Annotated in this window: 13 protein-coding genes and 1 tRNA gene; 5 read left to right on the forward strand and 9 right to left on the reverse strand. The window is 36.0% G+C overall.

Annotation, left to right across the window (positions count from 1 at the left end):
- Nucleotides 1–24: 24 nt before the first annotated feature.
- From NBT05_RS15240 to NBT05_RS15270, 7 genes are all read right to left on the reverse strand, one after another.
- On the reverse strand, nt 25–2955 hold the full coding sequence (locus tag NBT05_RS15240) for a glycoside hydrolase family 3 N-terminal domain-containing protein (RefSeq protein WP_265770743.1): 2931 nt from the start codon (nt 2953–2955) through the stop codon (nt 25–27).
- An 8-nt stretch (nt 2956–2963) separates the two neighbouring features.
- The gene (locus NBT05_RS15245; RefSeq protein ID WP_265770744.1) at nt 2964–3449 is read right to left on the reverse strand and encodes an ABC transporter ATPase; all 486 of its coding nucleotides are present in this window, start codon (nt 3447–3449) and stop codon (nt 2964–2966) included.
- A 71-nt stretch (nt 3450–3520) separates the two neighbouring features.
- On the reverse strand, nt 3521–4312 hold the full coding sequence (locus NBT05_RS15250; RefSeq protein ID WP_265770745.1) for a (Fe-S)-binding protein: 792 nt from the start codon (nt 4310–4312) through the stop codon (nt 3521–3523).
- Nucleotides 4313–4361: 49 nt separating this feature from the next.
- Nucleotides 4362–4808 carry a phosphoheptose isomerase gene (locus tag NBT05_RS15255; protein ID WP_265770746.1) on the reverse strand — a complete coding sequence of 149 codons (447 nt, stop codon included), beginning with the start codon at nt 4806–4808 and terminating at the stop codon, nt 4362–4364.
- Nucleotides 4809–4847: 39 nt separating this feature from the next.
- Nucleotides 4848–6167, reverse strand: coding sequence for a (Fe-S)-binding protein (locus NBT05_RS15260; RefSeq protein ID WP_265770747.1), 1320 nt, complete (start codon nt 6165–6167; stop codon nt 4848–4850).
- Nucleotides 6167–7132: an MlaD family protein gene (locus tag NBT05_RS15265; protein WP_265770748.1), complete on the reverse strand. Its 966-nt coding sequence runs from the start codon at nt 7130–7132 to the stop codon at nt 6167–6169. The genes NBT05_RS15260 and NBT05_RS15265 overlap by 1 nt, the downstream gene beginning before the upstream one ends.
- A 90-nt stretch (nt 7133–7222) precedes the next feature.
- The gene (locus NBT05_RS15270; RefSeq protein WP_265770749.1) at nt 7223–8374 is read right to left on the reverse strand and encodes an N-acetylmuramoyl-L-alanine amidase family protein; all 1152 of its coding nucleotides are present in this window, start codon (nt 8372–8374) and stop codon (nt 7223–7225) included.
- A 197-nt stretch (nt 8375–8571) separates the two neighbouring features.
- Here NBT05_RS15270 and NBT05_RS15275 point away from each other — a divergent pair, with 197 nt between their 5' ends.
- The 5 genes from NBT05_RS15275 to NBT05_RS15295 all read left to right on the forward strand — a co-directional run bounded on the left by NBT05_RS15275 (nt 8572) and on the right by NBT05_RS15295 (nt 13941).
- Nucleotides 8572–11301 (forward strand): putative LPS assembly protein LptD, encoded by a 2730-nt coding sequence (locus NBT05_RS15275; protein WP_265770750.1) that lies wholly within the window; start codon nt 8572–8574, stop codon nt 11299–11301.
- Between the two features lie 95 nt (nt 11302–11396).
- Nucleotides 11397–11777, forward strand: a complete 381-nt coding sequence (locus NBT05_RS15280; protein WP_265770751.1) for a RidA family protein — start codon at nt 11397–11399, stop codon at nt 11775–11777.
- A gap of 122 nt (nt 11778–11899) precedes the next feature.
- Entirely contained in the window at nt 11900–13075 is a 1176-nt protein-coding gene (locus tag NBT05_RS15285; protein ID WP_265770752.1) for a trans-sulfuration enzyme family protein, read from the forward strand.
- A gap of 12 nt (nt 13076–13087) precedes the next feature.
- Nucleotides 13088–13807, forward strand: coding sequence for a bacillithiol biosynthesis deacetylase BshB1 (gene bshB1, locus NBT05_RS15290; RefSeq protein WP_265770753.1), 720 nt, complete (start codon nt 13088–13090; stop codon nt 13805–13807).
- Nucleotides 13808–13865: 58 nt separating this feature from the next.
- Nucleotides 13866–13941: transfer RNA gene (locus tag NBT05_RS15295), tRNA-His, on the forward strand.
- Between the two features lie 62 nt (nt 13942–14003).
- On the opposite strand, the gene NBT05_RS15300 is transcribed toward NBT05_RS15295, so the two are convergent.
- Nucleotides 14004–14819 (reverse strand): prohibitin family protein, encoded by an 816-nt coding sequence (locus tag NBT05_RS15300; protein ID WP_265770754.1) that lies wholly within the window; start codon nt 14817–14819, stop codon nt 14004–14006.
- An 11-nt stretch (nt 14820–14830) separates the two neighbouring features.
- Complete coding sequence (locus NBT05_RS15305) at nt 14831–16849, reverse strand: VWA domain-containing protein (protein ID WP_265770755.1); 2019 nt, start codon at nt 16847–16849, stop codon at nt 14831–14833.
- Nucleotides 16850–16872: the final 23 nt, after the last annotated feature.

The raw sequence follows: 16872 nt of genomic DNA on the forward strand, positions 1-16872 counted from the left end.
GTAGGTTTAATTTAAAAGCTTGGATTATTCGATGGCTTCATAGATTATACGCTGTATTTCCGATCGAATATCATTTACAATTAATTTCCGGTTAGAAGCATCAGGAAAAGTACGGTTACTAAGAAATACGTATACTATTTCTTCTTCGGGGTCCGCCCAGGTAAAAGTACCGGTAAAGCCACTATGACCAAAACTTGTATCTGACACACACCCGCAGGTAGGTCCTACGCTTCCTAATTGAGGTTTATCAAACCCAATGCCCCTTCTTACTTTTTTATAACAATACGTACAGGTATTAAATGCTTCTATAGTTTCTTTTTTAAGGTATTGCTTCCCTCCGTAACTTCCTCCGTTCAGGTACATTTGCATTATTTTAGCCACATCATTGGCATTAGAAAACAGACCGGCATGTCCGCCTACTCCTCCCATCATCGCAGCTCCCTGATCGTGTACATACCCATGAACTATCTGATTCCTAAAAGTGACGTCATCTTCTGATGGAACAATTTCTTTTTTATTAAATCGTTGCAATGGCAGGTAGCCCATACGATAGGCACCCAAAGGCTGGTAGAAATGATTTGCTGTTAATTCGCTTAAAGAACCATCATAGTGTTTTTCTATAAACGTTTTTAAAATATAATAAGGTAGATCACTGTATTTATATTGCAACCTCTTTCTAAGTTCGCTATCTTTAATTTGTAATAGTAAGGAATCCTTCATATCCTCCCTTAAATATAAATTATTAGTCACCTCCACATTAAACTCTTTATTCAACTTATTTCGATAATATCTTTTATCCGGTTTTGCAGTTATTGAGTCCATTGTTTTTAAGTAAAACGGAATCCAGGCTTTTAACCTTGCATAGTGCGATAGCATAGATCGTACGGTGATATACTCTTTATTAGAACCCTTAAAAGAAGGTAGCAATTCACCTACTCTTGTTTTTAAATCAATAACCCCCTGATCTACCAGTTCCATAACTAAAGGTAACGTACCTAAAATCTTAGTTAAAGAAGCCAAATCATAAATATCCGTATTTTTTACCGGGCGTTTTTTATCATACGTATGAAAACCGTAACTTTTGTTAAAAACCACTTTACCCTTTCGGGCTACCAGTAATTGTAAACCCGGTGCCATTTTTTCGTTTAACACCCGGTATACTACAGAATCAATACGTTTTAAACCAATACTATTCAATCCAACTGTTTCCGGTACTCCGTAAGAAAGCCGATTCATAGCCCGGGTTTCTAACCCATGGTTAATCTGAAATTCCTTATTAACACTCACGGGTAATTTACCTTTAGCATCAATGGCTCCGAAAAGAAGCTGAGCCGATTTTTGCTGTGCTAGTACACTATTTTGATAAGATACTAAAACTCCTTCGTAATTTTTAAAAGATTTAAAGTCCAGCAATGCATACGGACTGGCAAATAAAGTAAAAATGGTGGTATTAAGCTTTGCAATTTCCTGTACCCAGTCTAATTCTTTTTCACTTAATTGATATTTAGTCCAGGGCGAAGTATTTAAAGAATGATGTCCTATGATGACGTGATTATACTCCCGCAGTTTTTTAGTCAAATCATTTAATTGCCCTGATTTTACCCAATCTACTTTAGCATATTTATTTAATTCTTCATAGAAAGGTTGTGCATCCCCTTTCCCAAAAGATACATAAGCGATCTTTTTAATATCTAAATTTTTAACCGGTAAAACGGATTTGTAATTTTTAACCAAAGTCAAGGATGCCTCGTAAAGCTGATCTCTTAAGGCAGCATCTTTAAAAGAATTTAAATCATTTGTAAGATTAAATAAAGAAACCGGTTGGTACTTATTTAATCCCACTTTATATTTTGCTTTTAGAATTTTCTTCACTGAAATAGATAAGCGCTCCTCTGTTATCTGTCCTGCATAGTAAGCGGATACTATTTTTTGCGAAGCCAAAGGGACATCTTCAGAAATTAACAGGATATCGTTACCTGCCATAAAAGTAGCTAAGTCTAGTTCGCCCGGAGTTTTAAAATCCGAAGCTCCTTTCATATTAAGAGCATCCGTTATAATCAGGCCTTTAAACTCAAGCTGTTTTTTTAAAATATCCGTAACAATTTTATCTGATGCAGATGAAGGAAACCCGACGCGAGATTCCAGCGAAGGAATATTTAAATGTGCGGTCATCACGCTTTCTAACCCATTTTTAAATAGTTCTTTGTAGGGATATAACTCTACTTCATTAATACGCTTGGAATCAAAATTAATGGTAGGTAAGGTTTTATGCGAATCCTGATCCGTATCTCCATGTCCGGGAAAATGCTTTGCACTTGCCAAAACACCCTGGGATTGCATTCCTTGTAAAAAGGCCAAAGACTTTTGGGTAACACCTTCTTTATCTTCTCCAAAAGAGCGGTTACCAATAATTGGATTTTGAGGGTTAGTATTGATATCTACTACCGGAGCAAAGTTGATATGAACCCCCAGGCGTTTACAGTTTTGGGCAATATGCTGACCGGTTTGTTTAATCAATTCCAGATCCTGAATGGCGCCCAGAGTCATATTCCAAGGAAATGGCTGTACGGAATCCAAACGCATAGCAAGCCCCCATTCTGCGTCCATACCGATTAGTAGGGGAATCGTACTTTTTTCCTGAAATTGATTGGTTAATCGAGCTTGACGTCCGGGTCCTCCCTTAGAAAAGATAATACCTCCAATATAAAAATCTTTAATTAATTTTTGAACATTAGCAAAGTCTTCTTTAGTACCTGAAGAGAAAACATCTACCATAAATAGTTGTCCTACCTTTTGTTTTAGGTTCATCGTATTGTAAATACTATCTACCCAGAACTGTTGTTGATCTTCTTTTCCTTTGACTAAAAGGGGATCTTCCTGCTGACCATACGTGGGGGCCACCAAAAGGAAAAATACAAATACAGGAATAGAAAAAACTTTAAAATGTTGCCACACAAATAATTTTAGTTTAAAAAACGGTTATGCCAACTATCCTTTGCCGGGACTTCCCAGTTGGAAAGATATTCCCCTTTGTTGGTAACCAAGTTGTTAAATACAATAGTGTTTGGGGAAACAGAACGGTTTTTAGCCATTTTTTTAAAATCAGTAAGTGTTTTATAGGCAACGAATTCTCCTTGTTTAAAGGAAACATTCATTTTATCCAATAAATTAATCCGGTAATCCTTTTCTAATTGTTGGATAAAGTGAACGGATGCATCGATAGAACATCCTGTAGCATTTGCTACTTCTTGATCCAAACCAATAGTGATAAATCGTTTATACTTAATGTCATAACCTGCCTGTAGATGAGCTCCGTGTGCAGTCCAGCTTTCAATAAAAGTGTCTAATTTCTCTTTTATCTCTTGCAGTTCAACCGGGCTTAAAGAACGATCTGCCTGGTAAATCCATATTCTGGAAGAATTCGGTAATTGTTCAAAATCAACAAGCATATTCTGTTTTATTTAGGGAAACTTAAAATAACGAAAAGTATTCCGAATTTGTACGATTTTTCGGATAAAATTTATAAATCTTTTGCAGTAGCAATCATTTCGGCCACGTCAAGTACTTCTATCGTGTCTTCTTTCTCTTTGTTTTTAATTCCGTCAGTCATCATAGTATTACAAAAAGGACAACCTGCCGCAATTACCTGGGGTTTTGTTTCCAGGGCATCTTCAGTACGCTCGATATTAACGTCTTTATTTCCGGGTTCGGGTTCTTTAAACATTTGTGCCCCACCGGCTCCGCAACATAATCCGTTACGTTTACTACGTTTCATCTCTATAAGTTCTACCTCTAGTTTTTCCAGTAGCTCCCTAGGGGCTTCATATACATTATTAGCTCGTCCTAAATAACAAGGATCATGAAAGGTAATACGTTTTCCTTTAAATTTACCTCCCGCCACCTTTAAACGGCCTTCTTCTAAAAGAGATTTTAAAAATTGCGTATGATGTACCACTTCGTAGGAACCTCCCAATCCGGGATATTCATTTTTGATGGTGTTAAAACAATGTGGGCAGGCGGTTACTACTTTCTTTATTTCATATGCATTCATTACTTCGATATTAGTAACCGCTTGCATTTGAAATAAAAATTCATTTCCTGTCCTTTTTGCCGGATCTCCGGTACAACTTTCTTCGGTACCTAATACGGCAAAATCCACTCCAGCATGATGCAACAATTTGACAAAAGCCTTAGTTATCTTTTTTGCTCTATCATCAAAACTACCAGCGCACCCTACCCAAAATAATACTTCAGGTTGTTTACCCGCGGCCATATATTCTGCCATTGTTGGCACTTTGATTGTTTCACTCATTGCGTATGTGCTTCTACATTAAATAGACCTTTATTTTAAGGTCAAATTATCAATCGTGTTTACCATCGTCAAAAACTTCGATAGTAACCACCCGCTCTACCAATTCTGTAAATTTACCAGTATAACGAGTTGCTTTTACCAGGTGATTATCAATCCAATGATAATTTCCACCTCTTGGTTTTCCCATTAATAAACTATGGTATTTAAAATCGTGCTTTTGTAACCATTTTTCTGTTACTTCTCTGTGTTCTTCTGTTCTAGAAGTAAAAAAACAAATTCTATGCCCTTCATCATACCATTTATTCAGAGTATGTAAAGCATCCGGGAAAGGGATACAGGTTTCCATACGTTCCGGCTCTTCGTTAGGAACATCCTCAGTGATGGTACCATCAATATCAATCAGGTAATTTTTTACTCCTTCGGGTAATACGGGGCTGATACTTTCTCCATCTTCAATTTTTTTACTCAACAATTTGTCTACATCCTCTTTTTTCATGTGTGTTTTTATAGTTATTAATAGGGTATATTTATTTTATTAGTCCTTACTCCAGTTTAATCGATCCATTTGATTAAACGGCCAGGGAGCTCCATTATTTTCTATATTGGACATCATATTATTTAAATCTCCCGGGGCAGCACTCTGCTCCATTACCAGGTATCGCCTTAAATCAACAATAATAGATAGCGGATTGATACTTACCGGACATGCTTCAACACAGGCATTGCAGGTAGTACAGGCCCAAAGTTCTTCCGGGGTAATGTAATCATTTAATAATTTTTTTCCATCATCCTGAAAAGAACCGTTTTTGTCAATATTCTCCCCCACTTCTACCAGGCGATCTCGGGTATCCATCATGATTTTACGTGGAGATAGCTTTTTACCCGTCTGATTTGCCGGACATTCACTGGTACAACGCCCACATTCCGTACAGGTATATGCATTTAACAATTGTGCCCAATTTAAATCCGTTACATCAGAGGCTCCGAAAGATTCGGGAATTGCTTCGGCATCTCCTTCTGCCGGAGCAGCAAAAGGATCTGCACTCGGGTCCATCATTAATTTAACCTCATCGGTAACCGAATCCAAGTTATCAAATTTACCCTGTGGTTTTAAATTGGCAAAAAATGTATTTGGGAAAGCCAGTAAAATATGTAAATGTTTTGAAAAATATAAGTAATTTAAAAAAATCAAAATACCTATTATATGAAGCCACCAAGCGGTTCGCTCCACTATTATCAGGTTTTCAATGGACATCCCATCAAATAATGGTAATAAAAACTGACTGATAGGGAATGATCCAGCTCTCTGATAATGTTCTGCTCCCAGGTTTTGCAATTGTAAATCCGCAGCATTCATAGTTAAAAACAAAACCATCAACACCACTTCAAAATACAAAATGATATTTCCATCTTGCTTAGGCCAACCTTTTAAACTTTTAAAACGATAAATATTCAACACATTTCGTCGTATCCAAAAAATTAATACGCTAACTAATACTAAAAAAGCCAAAATTTCAAAAGAACCTATTAATATATTATAAACAGTACCTAAGGGTGCAAAAATACGATGTGTACCAAAAATGCCATCAATAATAATTTCCAGGACTTCAATATTAATAATGATAAAACCTACGTAAACGATCAAATGTAAAATACCAGCAATAGGCCTACGAACCATTTTAGTCTGCCCCAAAGCGATCTTAGCCATATGCTTCCAGCGTTCCGGTTTACGATCCGTTCGGTCTACTTCTTTACCTAATTTAATGTTACGTATGACTTTACGGATATTCAAAGTGAAATACCCTATCCCTGCTACTAACAGAAGTATAAAAATAATATTAGGAATATATTGCATTATTCGTTCTTAATTACTTGTTCAACAGGATCATCTTCCGGAAGTTCGTAAGGATCTCCTTTTTTACCAAAAACGGAAATATGTACGTAACGCTTCGGATTAAGACGTAAATCCTGAAGTAGAAATTCTAACTGCTTGGTAGATTCAGTTAAATTGTAATAAAGTTGATCATCTTTTAGTAATTTACCTACCGTTCCCTGATCCAGGTTATTTACCGTTTTATCTAAATTATCTAATACTGTAGTTATATTTTGTTCCAAACGCTTAATATCGACGGAAGCTAAAGAATTCGTAAATTGATTTAACTCCATTGTCATTTGGTCAAGATTGGTCATAGTACGACTTAATTTATCCTGGTTTTGATCAAAAACCCCATTTAGCGAACCCGAAACTTTTCTAAAATTTCTTGCGGTAATACTTAAATCATTAAATATTGCGGATAGGTTTTTTTGGTTATCCAGAGATAACACCCCATTTACCGAAGTAAGGAGCGTATCCGCATCTGTAATAGCCGATTCCAGTTTAGCTTGTAACGGAGTCAATTTTTCATTTACTAATTCTAACAATCCGGCTTCAATTCTTCCTGGTAAGGTATCCCCGTCCTTAGCTTCTTTTCCAGCTTCGTATTTAGGTATAATTGCCAGGGATTTCCCTCCAATTAATCCCCCTCCATATACTTTAGCCTCACTATTTTTAGAAAATGGAAAATCACTACTTACAATAAACTCAACGACCAGGTTTGCCTCTTGATCTGCAAAGGTAATATTAGTTACCTTACCAATATTAAGTCCGTTTATAGTGACCGGCGAAGAAGGAATTAATCCCTCCACATTTTCATATACTGCATAAAAGGTACGGTCGTCTTTAAGGAGATTATTACCTTTTAAAAATGCATATCCGAATATTAACAAAGCAATTGCTGTCAGGGCAAGTAATCCGGTCTTAACTTCTCTGGTTAGTTTCAAAATTATCTATTTAAGAAACAAATTTAGAATAAAATTCATACTTGCCATGGATATTAACGAATCATTTATGAGTCTTTATCACCAATAAGTCTAATTTTTCATGTCTTTTATTGCTTCTTGAAGCGAAATAGGTTTATTGTTTTTAAAGGCTACCACAAAACTTGCTTCGTAGCCTTTTGTCTTTACTTCTTCCTGTAATTCACAGGCTTCTTGATAAGAAAAAGTCTGCCCAAAATAGTACTTATACACACTACCTACTTTTTCTTTAGAAAGATGAGTAAGACCTTTAAAGTTTGACGCATCCAGTTTTAAATTTTGTGAACTTGCTGCGATTTGCACTTTAAAAAACAACTCCTTAGAAGGTAGTTCGGCTTTGTTATCATTTTTAGCTACTTCAGGAGAAACTTCTTTTTTCTGAGCATCCGGCGCATTTTCTACAACAATTTCTTCATTCACATAAGATTCGTCCAGGCCGTCTTTATAATTGATAATAGAAGCAGTAATAGCATTTGCCATATTAGTTTGACCAATTTTCGAATTTAAATATTTACCCTCTCGATTATTGGTTAAAAAACCCAGTTCAATTAAAACACTAGGCATATAGGTTTGGTGTAAAACAATAAATCCGGCTTGTTTGACACCACGACTCTTTCTTTTTAAATTTTTAGTAAATTCTTTTTCTACTACACTTGCCAGGTGCAAACTTTGATCTAAATATTCTTCTTGTAATAAGGTGAGACCAATAATAGATTCCGGTGCATTAGGATCAAAACCGTCGTAATTTGCCTGATAATTATCCTCCAATAAAATTACCGAGTTCTCATTTTTTGCTACTTCAAAGTTTTTGTTGTTAGCATTTAATCCTAAAACAAAAGTTTCCGTACCATAGGCTTGCGACCTGTGAGAATTGCAGTGTATGGAGACAAATAAATCCGCTTTAGCCTTATTCGCAATTTTACCTCGCTCAAATAATTCCACAAATTTATCAGATTTACGGGTGTATATTACCTCAAACCTTCCGTCTGCTTCCAGCAACTTACCTACTGCCAATACTACTTTTAAAGCAATATCCTTTTCCTTATAACCATTTCCCCGATTGCCCGGATCGTGCCCCCCGTGCCCGGCATCTAATACCACTACAAATTTGTCTTTAGTATCCGTTTTAAGGGCCGCGCTGACTTTTTTCTGAATTGGTAAAAGAAATACCACAATTAGCACCACTAAAAATCTCGTTTCTCTCATATCATCCTTATACCTGAAACATTTACTACGACCACTCGTTTGTTATACGAGAGCTTCAGCATTTTGTAAGTTCATATTATATCTGACAATTGCCTTAAAAATAAATTTATTTTATTGCAACTGCTTGAACAAAAATAAATGTAATTTTGCCACTTCAAAAACTGAGCCATAGTTTTACAAAAATAGAATTAAAACCATTGCAAACAAAGGTAGTTCACATACTTTATTTATTAAGTTTTTCACTTCTGTGCTGGTGCAATGTTAGCGCTCAAGAATTCGGAAAAACAAATAAAGTTCCGGTTGAAAACCCAATTGATACTACTATTCTTAAGTCACAACTTTCTAGAGACACTCTTACCAATGTTCCTGCAAATCCTGTAAATGAAAAAGTACAGGATACTGTAAAAAAAGATACGCTACCGGAACCTTCTTTATTAACGGATAATGTAAGGTATAAATCAAAAGATTACATGCGTTTGAGCCGACGGGAAAATAAGATGTACCTATATAATGAAGCCGAAATTATATACGGGGATATGCAAATCAATGCCGGATATATTATTGTAGATAACGAAAAAAACGAGGTATATGCTTACGGAATTAAAGATTCTACGGGAGTGTATACGCAAACCCCCATTTTTAAACAGGCGCAAAATGTAGTAGAACCTGATTCCATACGTTTTAATTTTGATACGGAACGTGCCCTTATCTATAATTCTCGTACCAAACAAGGAGAAATGAATATTAAAGGGGAAGTGTCCAAACGGGTAAATGATTCGGTGATCTATATGAGTAATGTTAAGTTTACGACTTCAGAAAATGTGGATGAAGCGGATTACTATTTTTACGCCCGTAAAATCAAATTAGTACCCAAGAAAAAAATTGTTACCGGATTGGTCAATATGTATATTGCTGATGTACCTACCCCCCTGGGGTTACCCTTTGGTTATTTTCCGTTACAGGAAAAGAGGACTTCGGGATTTATCATTCCCAGTTACGGAGAAGAAAATACGCGTGGTTATTTTTTACAAAACGGAGGTTATTATTTTGCTGTAAGCGATTATGCGGATTTAACTGTAACCGGAGATTACTATACAAACGGAAGTTACACCTTACTTACTCAAACGCAATATGCCCTGCGTTATAAGTTTTCCGGTAATTTTAGGGTTCGATACGAGAATAATTTACAAAGTGAACGCGGATTTCCGGATTTTTCTCAAACTACCTCCTATAATATACAATGGTCCCATAGCCAGGATGCGAAATCCAATCCTAATTCACGCTTTTCAGCATCCGTAAACTTCGGGAGTAGTGATTTTTTCAGGCAATCCACTAATCAGTTAAATACTGGTAACTTTTTAAATAATACGTTGAATTCATCTATCTCTTATGCTAGAACATTTACCGGTGATCCTCAAGTAAATGTAAATGTAGCGGCTACGCATAATTCTAATGTGAATACGGGTATTGTAAATCTTACCTTGCCTAATGTAAGTGCCAGCGTTTCCCGTGTCTTTCCGTTTGCTCCTAAAACCGGAACCAAAAAAGGAATCATACATAATATTAATACACAATACAACTTTAGGGGAGAAAATCAAATTCAGACCCTAGATAGCCTTTTATTCACCGCACGTATGTTTGAAAATACCCGTATGGGACTACAACATAGCGTTCCTTTGAGCACTAACTTTAAAATTTTTAAATATTTCAGTGCTTCTATGGGTACCACCTTGGAAGAAAATTGGGTTTTTGAAACTTATGAACAACGTTTTGATGAAGAAACGGATATGGTAGTTCGAGATACTATTTCCGGATTTGAAGCCTATCGTACCTACAATTTTTCAACAAGTTTAGGGACCACTATTTACGGTACGTTTAATTTTAAGAAAGATAAAAAAATACAGGCAATTCGTCATACGCTTCGGCCTTCTATTAGTTATAATATCAATCCTGCTTTTAATAATTCTTACCGAACCTATACCCGACCAGTTACGGATAATCCTACAACTCCGGAAGTTGAGGAGTTTGAAGAGGTGGAGTATTCTATATTTGATGGTAGTTTTTACGGGGCTCCCAGTAACGTATTCTCAAGTAGTATTGGTTTTGGGGTAAGTAATAATCTGGAAGCTAAGGTAAAGGATAAAGATACCACTGCTACTGAATTAAAGAAGATTGTATTTTTAAATAACCTGTCCATTCGTTCTTCTTATAACCTGGCGGGGGACTCCTTGAGGTTAAGTCCGGTTTCTATTAGTGGTAATATACCGATAATTACCGGAAAGCTGGATATTAATTTCTCGGCACAACTGGATCCTTATGCCCTGGATAATAATAACGTACGTATAGATACTTGGAATATAAATAACGGCGGAAGTTTATTCAGGCTTACCCGGGCTAATGCCAATTTTGGCTATTCCTTTTCTAGTAAAGATTTCCAGAGGGTTGAAGAAGATGACCCTCTTAAAAATCAAACCTTAAGAAACGGTGGAAGAACAGACAACCTATTTGGAGGCGGAACAAATTTTGGGGACGAACAAAGTTTTGATCGGAAAAACGAGAATAAAGAAAAAAAAGAAGTAGAAAATTATAATTTTAAAGTACCCTGGACCTTAAATTTGACCTATGTAATCAATTACTCAAACAGCCGTAGAGAAAATGATATTAGTTCGCACACCCTTATGTTTACGGGAGATGTGGAACTTGCTCCCAAGTGGTCCGTAGGGGTATCCTCAGGTTATGATTTAAGAAACCCCGGGTTTACCTTTACAAATCTACGATTTCAAAGAGATTTAGATAGCTGGCGATTAAGTTTTAACTGGATTCCCTTTAGTGAACGAACTTCCTGGAACTTTTTTATTGGTATAAAATCATCCGTATTAAGTGATATTAAATATGATAAAAGAAGGCAACCGGACCGCAGGTTGTAAAAGTTTTAAGTATTTCGACGACCAAAAGACCAGTTATCTAATCATATCTAACTAAATCAAAATTAAATTACATTAACTTATTAAAGAAAATTATTTTGAAACAAATTATTAATACTAAAAAAGCCCCAGCGCCCATTGGACCTTATAATCAGGCGGTTAAAACAGGTAATATGTTGTATACTTCGGGACAAATTGCAATCAATCCCGAAACTAACGAACTGGTTTTAGATTCAATTAAAGAAGAAACCAAACAAGTAATGCTTAATTTAAAAGCCGTATTGGCTGAGAACGATATGACGTTTGAAAATGTAATAAAAACTACCATTTTCCTTAGTGATATGCATAATTTTACTGAGGTGAACGAAGTATACGGCTCTTATTTTAAAGAAGATACCGCTCCGGCAAGAGAAACTGTGGCCGTGGCAGCGCTTCCTAAATTTGTTAATGTTGAAATTTCTGTTATTGCCGTAGCGTAATTTCTTAATTCAACTTAGAGAGCGAATTATCTATTATGAACCTATTATGTAGATTTTTAGCCATTTTTTAAAGAAATCCCTTTATGATGTTGTATTTTTAGCCAAAAATTCCAAGCATTAACATGAACTCAAACGAAAAAGGATTTAATACCATTTGTACTCATTACGGGGAACTAATAGATACTCAGTTTAAAGGAGCTATTTCTCCTATTTATTTATCAACCTCTTACGCATTTGACGGGGTTGATGAAAAGCGATATCCCAGATATTTTAATACCCCAAACCAACAAGCACTTTCTAAGAAAATTGCAAAATTAGAACATGCGGAGTCAGGACTGATCTTTGGTAGCGGGATGGCTGCCATAAGTACTTCTTTATTTGCTTTTTTACAACAGGGAGATCACATTATCTTACAACGGAATCTTTACGGTGGGACTATAAATTTAGTTATTGAGGAATTTAAAAGATTTGGTATTGAACATACATTTGTAGATGCAAAAAATGGAAACGGTTTTGAAGAATATATAAAATCTAATACTAAAGTTATTTATATCGAAACCCCTTCAAATCCTTTACTAACCGTTACCGATATTGCTTCTGTAACAAAATTAGCTAAGAAACACGGTTTGATGACCATGATAGACAATACCTTTGCCTCACCGGTCAATCAAAATCCAATTTTATTGGGCGTGGATATCGTTATTCATTCGGCTACTAAATATCTAGGCGGACATAGTGATATCCTTGCCGGTGCGGTTGTTTCTACAGAAGAGAATATGCAACGTATTTTTAAAATGGCCATTAACTTTGGAGGGAGCTTAAGTGATTTTACGGTGTGGATGCTGGAGCGGAGTATCAAAACCTTAGGTTTACGGGTAAGACAACAAAATGAAAATGCAATGGCTTTGGCTCAGTGGCTATCTCAACATGAAGATGTGGCGCAAGTGTACTATCCAGGGCTAGAAAGCCACCCGGATCATGCTGTAGCCTCTCAACAAATGAAAGCTTACGGAGGCATGCTCTCTTTTGAATTAAAAGAAAATATAGATTCTTCACTTTTTCAAAAGAAATTACAGCTTATTAAAAGTTCAATGAGCCTTGCGGGAGTAGAAAGTACAATCCTATCCCCTACACTAACTTCACACGCCCTGCTTACGGAAGAAGAACGCTATCATCAGGGAATTCGAAACGGATTATTACGTTTTAGTTTAGGTATTGAAGAAGCAGAAGATTTAATTGAAGATATTGAGCAAGCTTTACGAGTAGTTAAAAACCAGCAATATTCCGTACCCACTTAATAGCATCCTTTTATGAAACTAGATATTTTAGCTTTTGGAGCGCATCCGGATGATGTAGAATTAAGTTGTGCCGGTACGCTGGCAAAAGAAATTAGTAAGGGTAAAAAAGCAGGAATTATCGATTTAACTCGTGGGGAATTAGGAACCCGGGGTTCTGCTACCTTAAGACAACAAGAAGCCGATAAAGCAGCTAAAATTCTGGGGGTTGATGTAAGGGAGAACTTAAAATTCAGGGACGGTTTTTTTCAGAATGATGAAAAACATCAGTTAGAAATCATTAAAATTTTACGAAAATACCGTCCGGAGATTGTTTTTTGTAATGCTATTGAAGATCGACATATTGATCATGGTAAAGGGAGCCAATTGGTAAGCGATGCTTGTTTTTTATCCGGACTTGAAAAAATCGTAACTGACCAGGACGGAGGACAACAGAGAAAGTGGCGTCCAAAACAGGTGTACCATTATATCCAGTGGAAATCCATTACCCCGGATTTTGTAGTTGATATCTCGGGCTATATGGATATAAAAATAAAAAGTGTAGAGGCATATGCTTCTCAGTTTTTTACCAAAGAAGCTACGGATAAGCCGTCTACTCCCATATCTAGCCAAAATTTTAAAGATAGTATTAGCTATAGGGCAGCCGATTTTGGTAGGTTGATAGGTACGGATTATGCAGAAGGTTTTACCGCTGAACGTTATGTAGCGGTTGATTCAATTTTTGATTTAATTTAAGTTCAAAATACTTGTACTAACGGTATAAATATTTTATTTTTGCATGCTCAATTTAAATGGTGGTTGTAGCTCAGTTGGTTAGAGCGCCTGATTGTGGTTCAGGAGGTCGTCGGTTCGAGACCGATCTTCCACCCTTATTAACAAAAAACCCTGCGATTTGCAGGGTTTTTTGTTAAAGCTAAGTACCGGTTTGTGACTATTGATTGCCTAGTATTAAAGGCATTCCACTTTCACCTGAACCTACTACAATCACTTTTGAATTTGGTGATTTTGCTAACTCCAGGGTAGCTTCTATTCCTTTTTCCGTTAGGATTTTATCGGTAAGGGACGCGCTTAGAATTTGGTTTGCCACAGCTTTACCTTCCGCATCAATTTTTTGTCGTTCTGCTTCTTTTTTAGCTTTAGCTAACCTAAACTCATATTCTAAAGATTCCTGTTCCTGACGTAGTTTACGTTCGATCGCATCTTTAATCGTTGGTGGTAAAGTTACGTCCCTTACAAGTATCTCATTTAGCTGAATAAACTGATTTTCCACGATTTTTTTTGTTTCTTCAAAGATTTCCTGTTGGATTACATCTCTTTTGCTTGAATATAGCTGTTCCGGGGTGTACCGCCCCACTACACTACGTGCTGCAGAACGAATGGTAGGTAAAAGTACTCGGGATTTGTATTCCTCGCCCTTCTGCTGATGCAATAAGCCAAGTTTATTATAATCAGGTTGATACCAGGCCGATGCTTCTAACTTAATTTCCAATCCGTTTGATGATAATACCTGCATTTTTTCAAATGCTTCCTGTTGTCGTACTTCGTATACAATTACTTTATTCCAGGGAGCTACCAGGTGAAAGCCTTCTCCTAGAGGGGGCGCATCGGTGACTACCCCACCACTAAAGGTTTTATATAATACCCCTGCTTCTCCGGAACTTATCGTCACCGTAGATTTTGAGATAAAAATAATTAGTAAAACAATTGCAATTAAAATCGGCACTCCGATTTTTGGTAATCTATCCATAATGATTTAAATTATATTAATCCTTTGTATTTTCGAACAAACCATTCGGTTGCTAATAAGAGGAGTAACAAGGCTAATAGAATTTTCCAATCAATAATGGAAATTTGTGTTACTTTACTTCTTTGAACGGTTTGATACCTTTTATCTGATAGCAAATCCCGAACCAAGCTATCTTTCTGATCAATAGTATATAATTTACCTTCTGTGTCAGTGGCAAGTTGTCGTAAACTTGCCAGATTAGCGGACAAGCTTTGTTTTTCCACATCAAATTCTAAAACTGAGAAGGAATCAGATACTGCTATTTCTTCACCTTTTACCGAGACCGTATATTTATAATCCCCGGGGGGAAGGTCGCTAAGTTCTACTTCATAAGTACTATCTTTTAATAGTAATGGTACACTTTTTACAAAGCTTTTATCTTTATTGCTAATAGTGATGGTTAATCTTGCCCTTTTATCAAATTCGTAGTTTTTAGTAAAATACTCTGCTTTGATAACTACTCCTGCATTGCTATAATAAAAAGATTCGGAAAATACGTTCAACCGGCTTCTTTTTTTAGTAGATGATAAATATTGAACAATTTTAGCTATAAACAGATCAACGGATTCAAAAGACTTGTTCTGAGTATAGGCATAAGACCTCCATTTCCAAAAACCTTCTCCCAACAAAAAACCATGGCGCTGCCCTTCGGTTTCAAAAGTAACCAACAAAGGATCTTCCGTTTCAATGGAATTGATCGTTCGGTACATTAAAATATCCGAGGTTGTTAGTAAACGAACCTCTCCGAATGCCCCAACTAAAGGCGGATATTCATTAAAGATATTGGGACTCACCAGGAAGCTGTTATATAACGTATTTATTTTGGGTTGATAATATTCGGTTTGCCCGGTAAGCTCTTGCGAAATTAATTTTTGCGCGCCGTTTAAAAATCGCCAATCCGTAGATTCTCCACTTACTATTAAGTAATTCTTTTTAGCTGTTTGTAGGCTTGTCATAATACTTTTAAATGAAGCATCAGGTTGGTATAACAATATCAACTGGAAATCTTCAAAATTAGTAACTTCCCCTGGTTTTTTAATGACTACAGAACGATTCTCCTGGCTTTCAATACTTTTTTTAAACGCCCCGATATCGGGATGTATGATGTTGGAAATAATCAGGGCTTGTGTTTTTTGTTCAATTACTTCAACAGCAAAATTCTTTTGATTATTTACCGTATTTCTTTCATCCGGATCCGGTTCCAGGACTGCACGGTATTTTTGAATCCCAGAACGGGAAGCAGGTAGGGTAAAGTTGATTATTTTTGAAGTAACTTCCGAAGAGAAAGAAAGCTTTTGCCGATAAACTACTTTTCCTTTTTGATATACTTTAAACTCGCTATCCTTTTGTACATTACTGGAAACCAAAACTTCTACCGGAAATTTATTCTTTAAAAAAGCATATCGATTTACGTTTAACCATTCAATTTTACTATCCTTAGTTTGAGCAGTATCTCCTATAACTATTGGGAAAATTTGTTGTTTATACAAAGTTCCCTTATAGGTATAATCTTTACCTACCGTTTGGTTACCATCACTAACTAATACAATAGGTGCTAACGTACCTTTATATATTTGATCAATTTCATTCAGACTTTTTTCAATATTCGTTTGCTTATCTTTAAAACTAAGATGTAGTGAATCCAGTAGATGATTTGAAAAACTAATCAAATTAAGGTCAAACTTTTTGTTTAAATCTTCGTTAGCTTTTAATTCTGAAATGAATTGTGAAGTATTTTTATCTTCTTCAAGGTAGGCAATGGAAGCACTATTATCTACAGCTACAGTTAAAATAGGTTTAATTGACTCAAAACTACGTTTGGTAAGGGATGGATTGATTAATAAAATTAATACGATTAGTATACTTAAAAAGCGTAGTGAAGCTAAAATCCAATTGATCTTTTCTTTTTGTTTAAAGAAATATTGAAACCAGGTAATTGATAAGGCTACACATATAGCTCCTACGATCAATACCACGGTTTCTGATTGCATAAAATTGGCTTAGGCTTAATTAA

The organism is Aquimarina sp. ERC-38 (assembly GCF_026222555.1).
In the GTDB taxonomy this organism is placed as follows: domain Bacteria; phylum Bacteroidota; class Bacteroidia; order Flavobacteriales; family Flavobacteriaceae; genus Aquimarina.

Coding starts and splice junctions, on each gene's coding strand:
- NBT05_RS15305 (WP_265770755.1), bottom strand. CDS start 16,849: ATGCAATCAGAAACCGTGGTATTGATCGTAGGAGCTATATGTGTAGCC.
- NBT05_RS15260 (WP_265770747.1), bottom strand. CDS start 6,167: ATGCAATATATTCCTAATATTATTTTTATACTTCTGTTAGTAGCAGGG.
- bshB1 (WP_265770753.1), top strand. CDS start 13,088: ATGAAACTAGATATTTTAGCTTTTGGAGCGCATCCGGATGATGTAGAA.
- NBT05_RS15245 (WP_265770744.1), bottom strand. CDS start 3,449: ATGCTTGTTGATTTTGAACAATTACCGAATTCTTCCAGAATATGGATT.
- NBT05_RS15255 (WP_265770746.1), bottom strand. CDS start 4,808: ATGAAAAAAGAGGATGTAGACAAATTGTTGAGTAAAAAAATTGAAGAT.
- NBT05_RS15270 (WP_265770749.1), bottom strand. CDS start 8,374: ATGAGAGAAACGAGATTTTTAGTGGTGCTAATTGTGGTATTTCTTTTA.
- NBT05_RS15300 (WP_265770754.1), bottom strand. CDS start 14,819: ATGGATAGATTACCAAAAATCGGAGTGCCGATTTTAATTGCAATTGTT.
- NBT05_RS15285 (WP_265770752.1), top strand. CDS start 11,900: ATGAACTCAAACGAAAAAGGATTTAATACCATTTGTACTCATTACGGG.
- NBT05_RS15250 (WP_265770745.1), bottom strand. CDS start 4,312: ATGAGTGAAACAATCAAAGTGCCAACAATGGCAGAATATATGGCCGCG.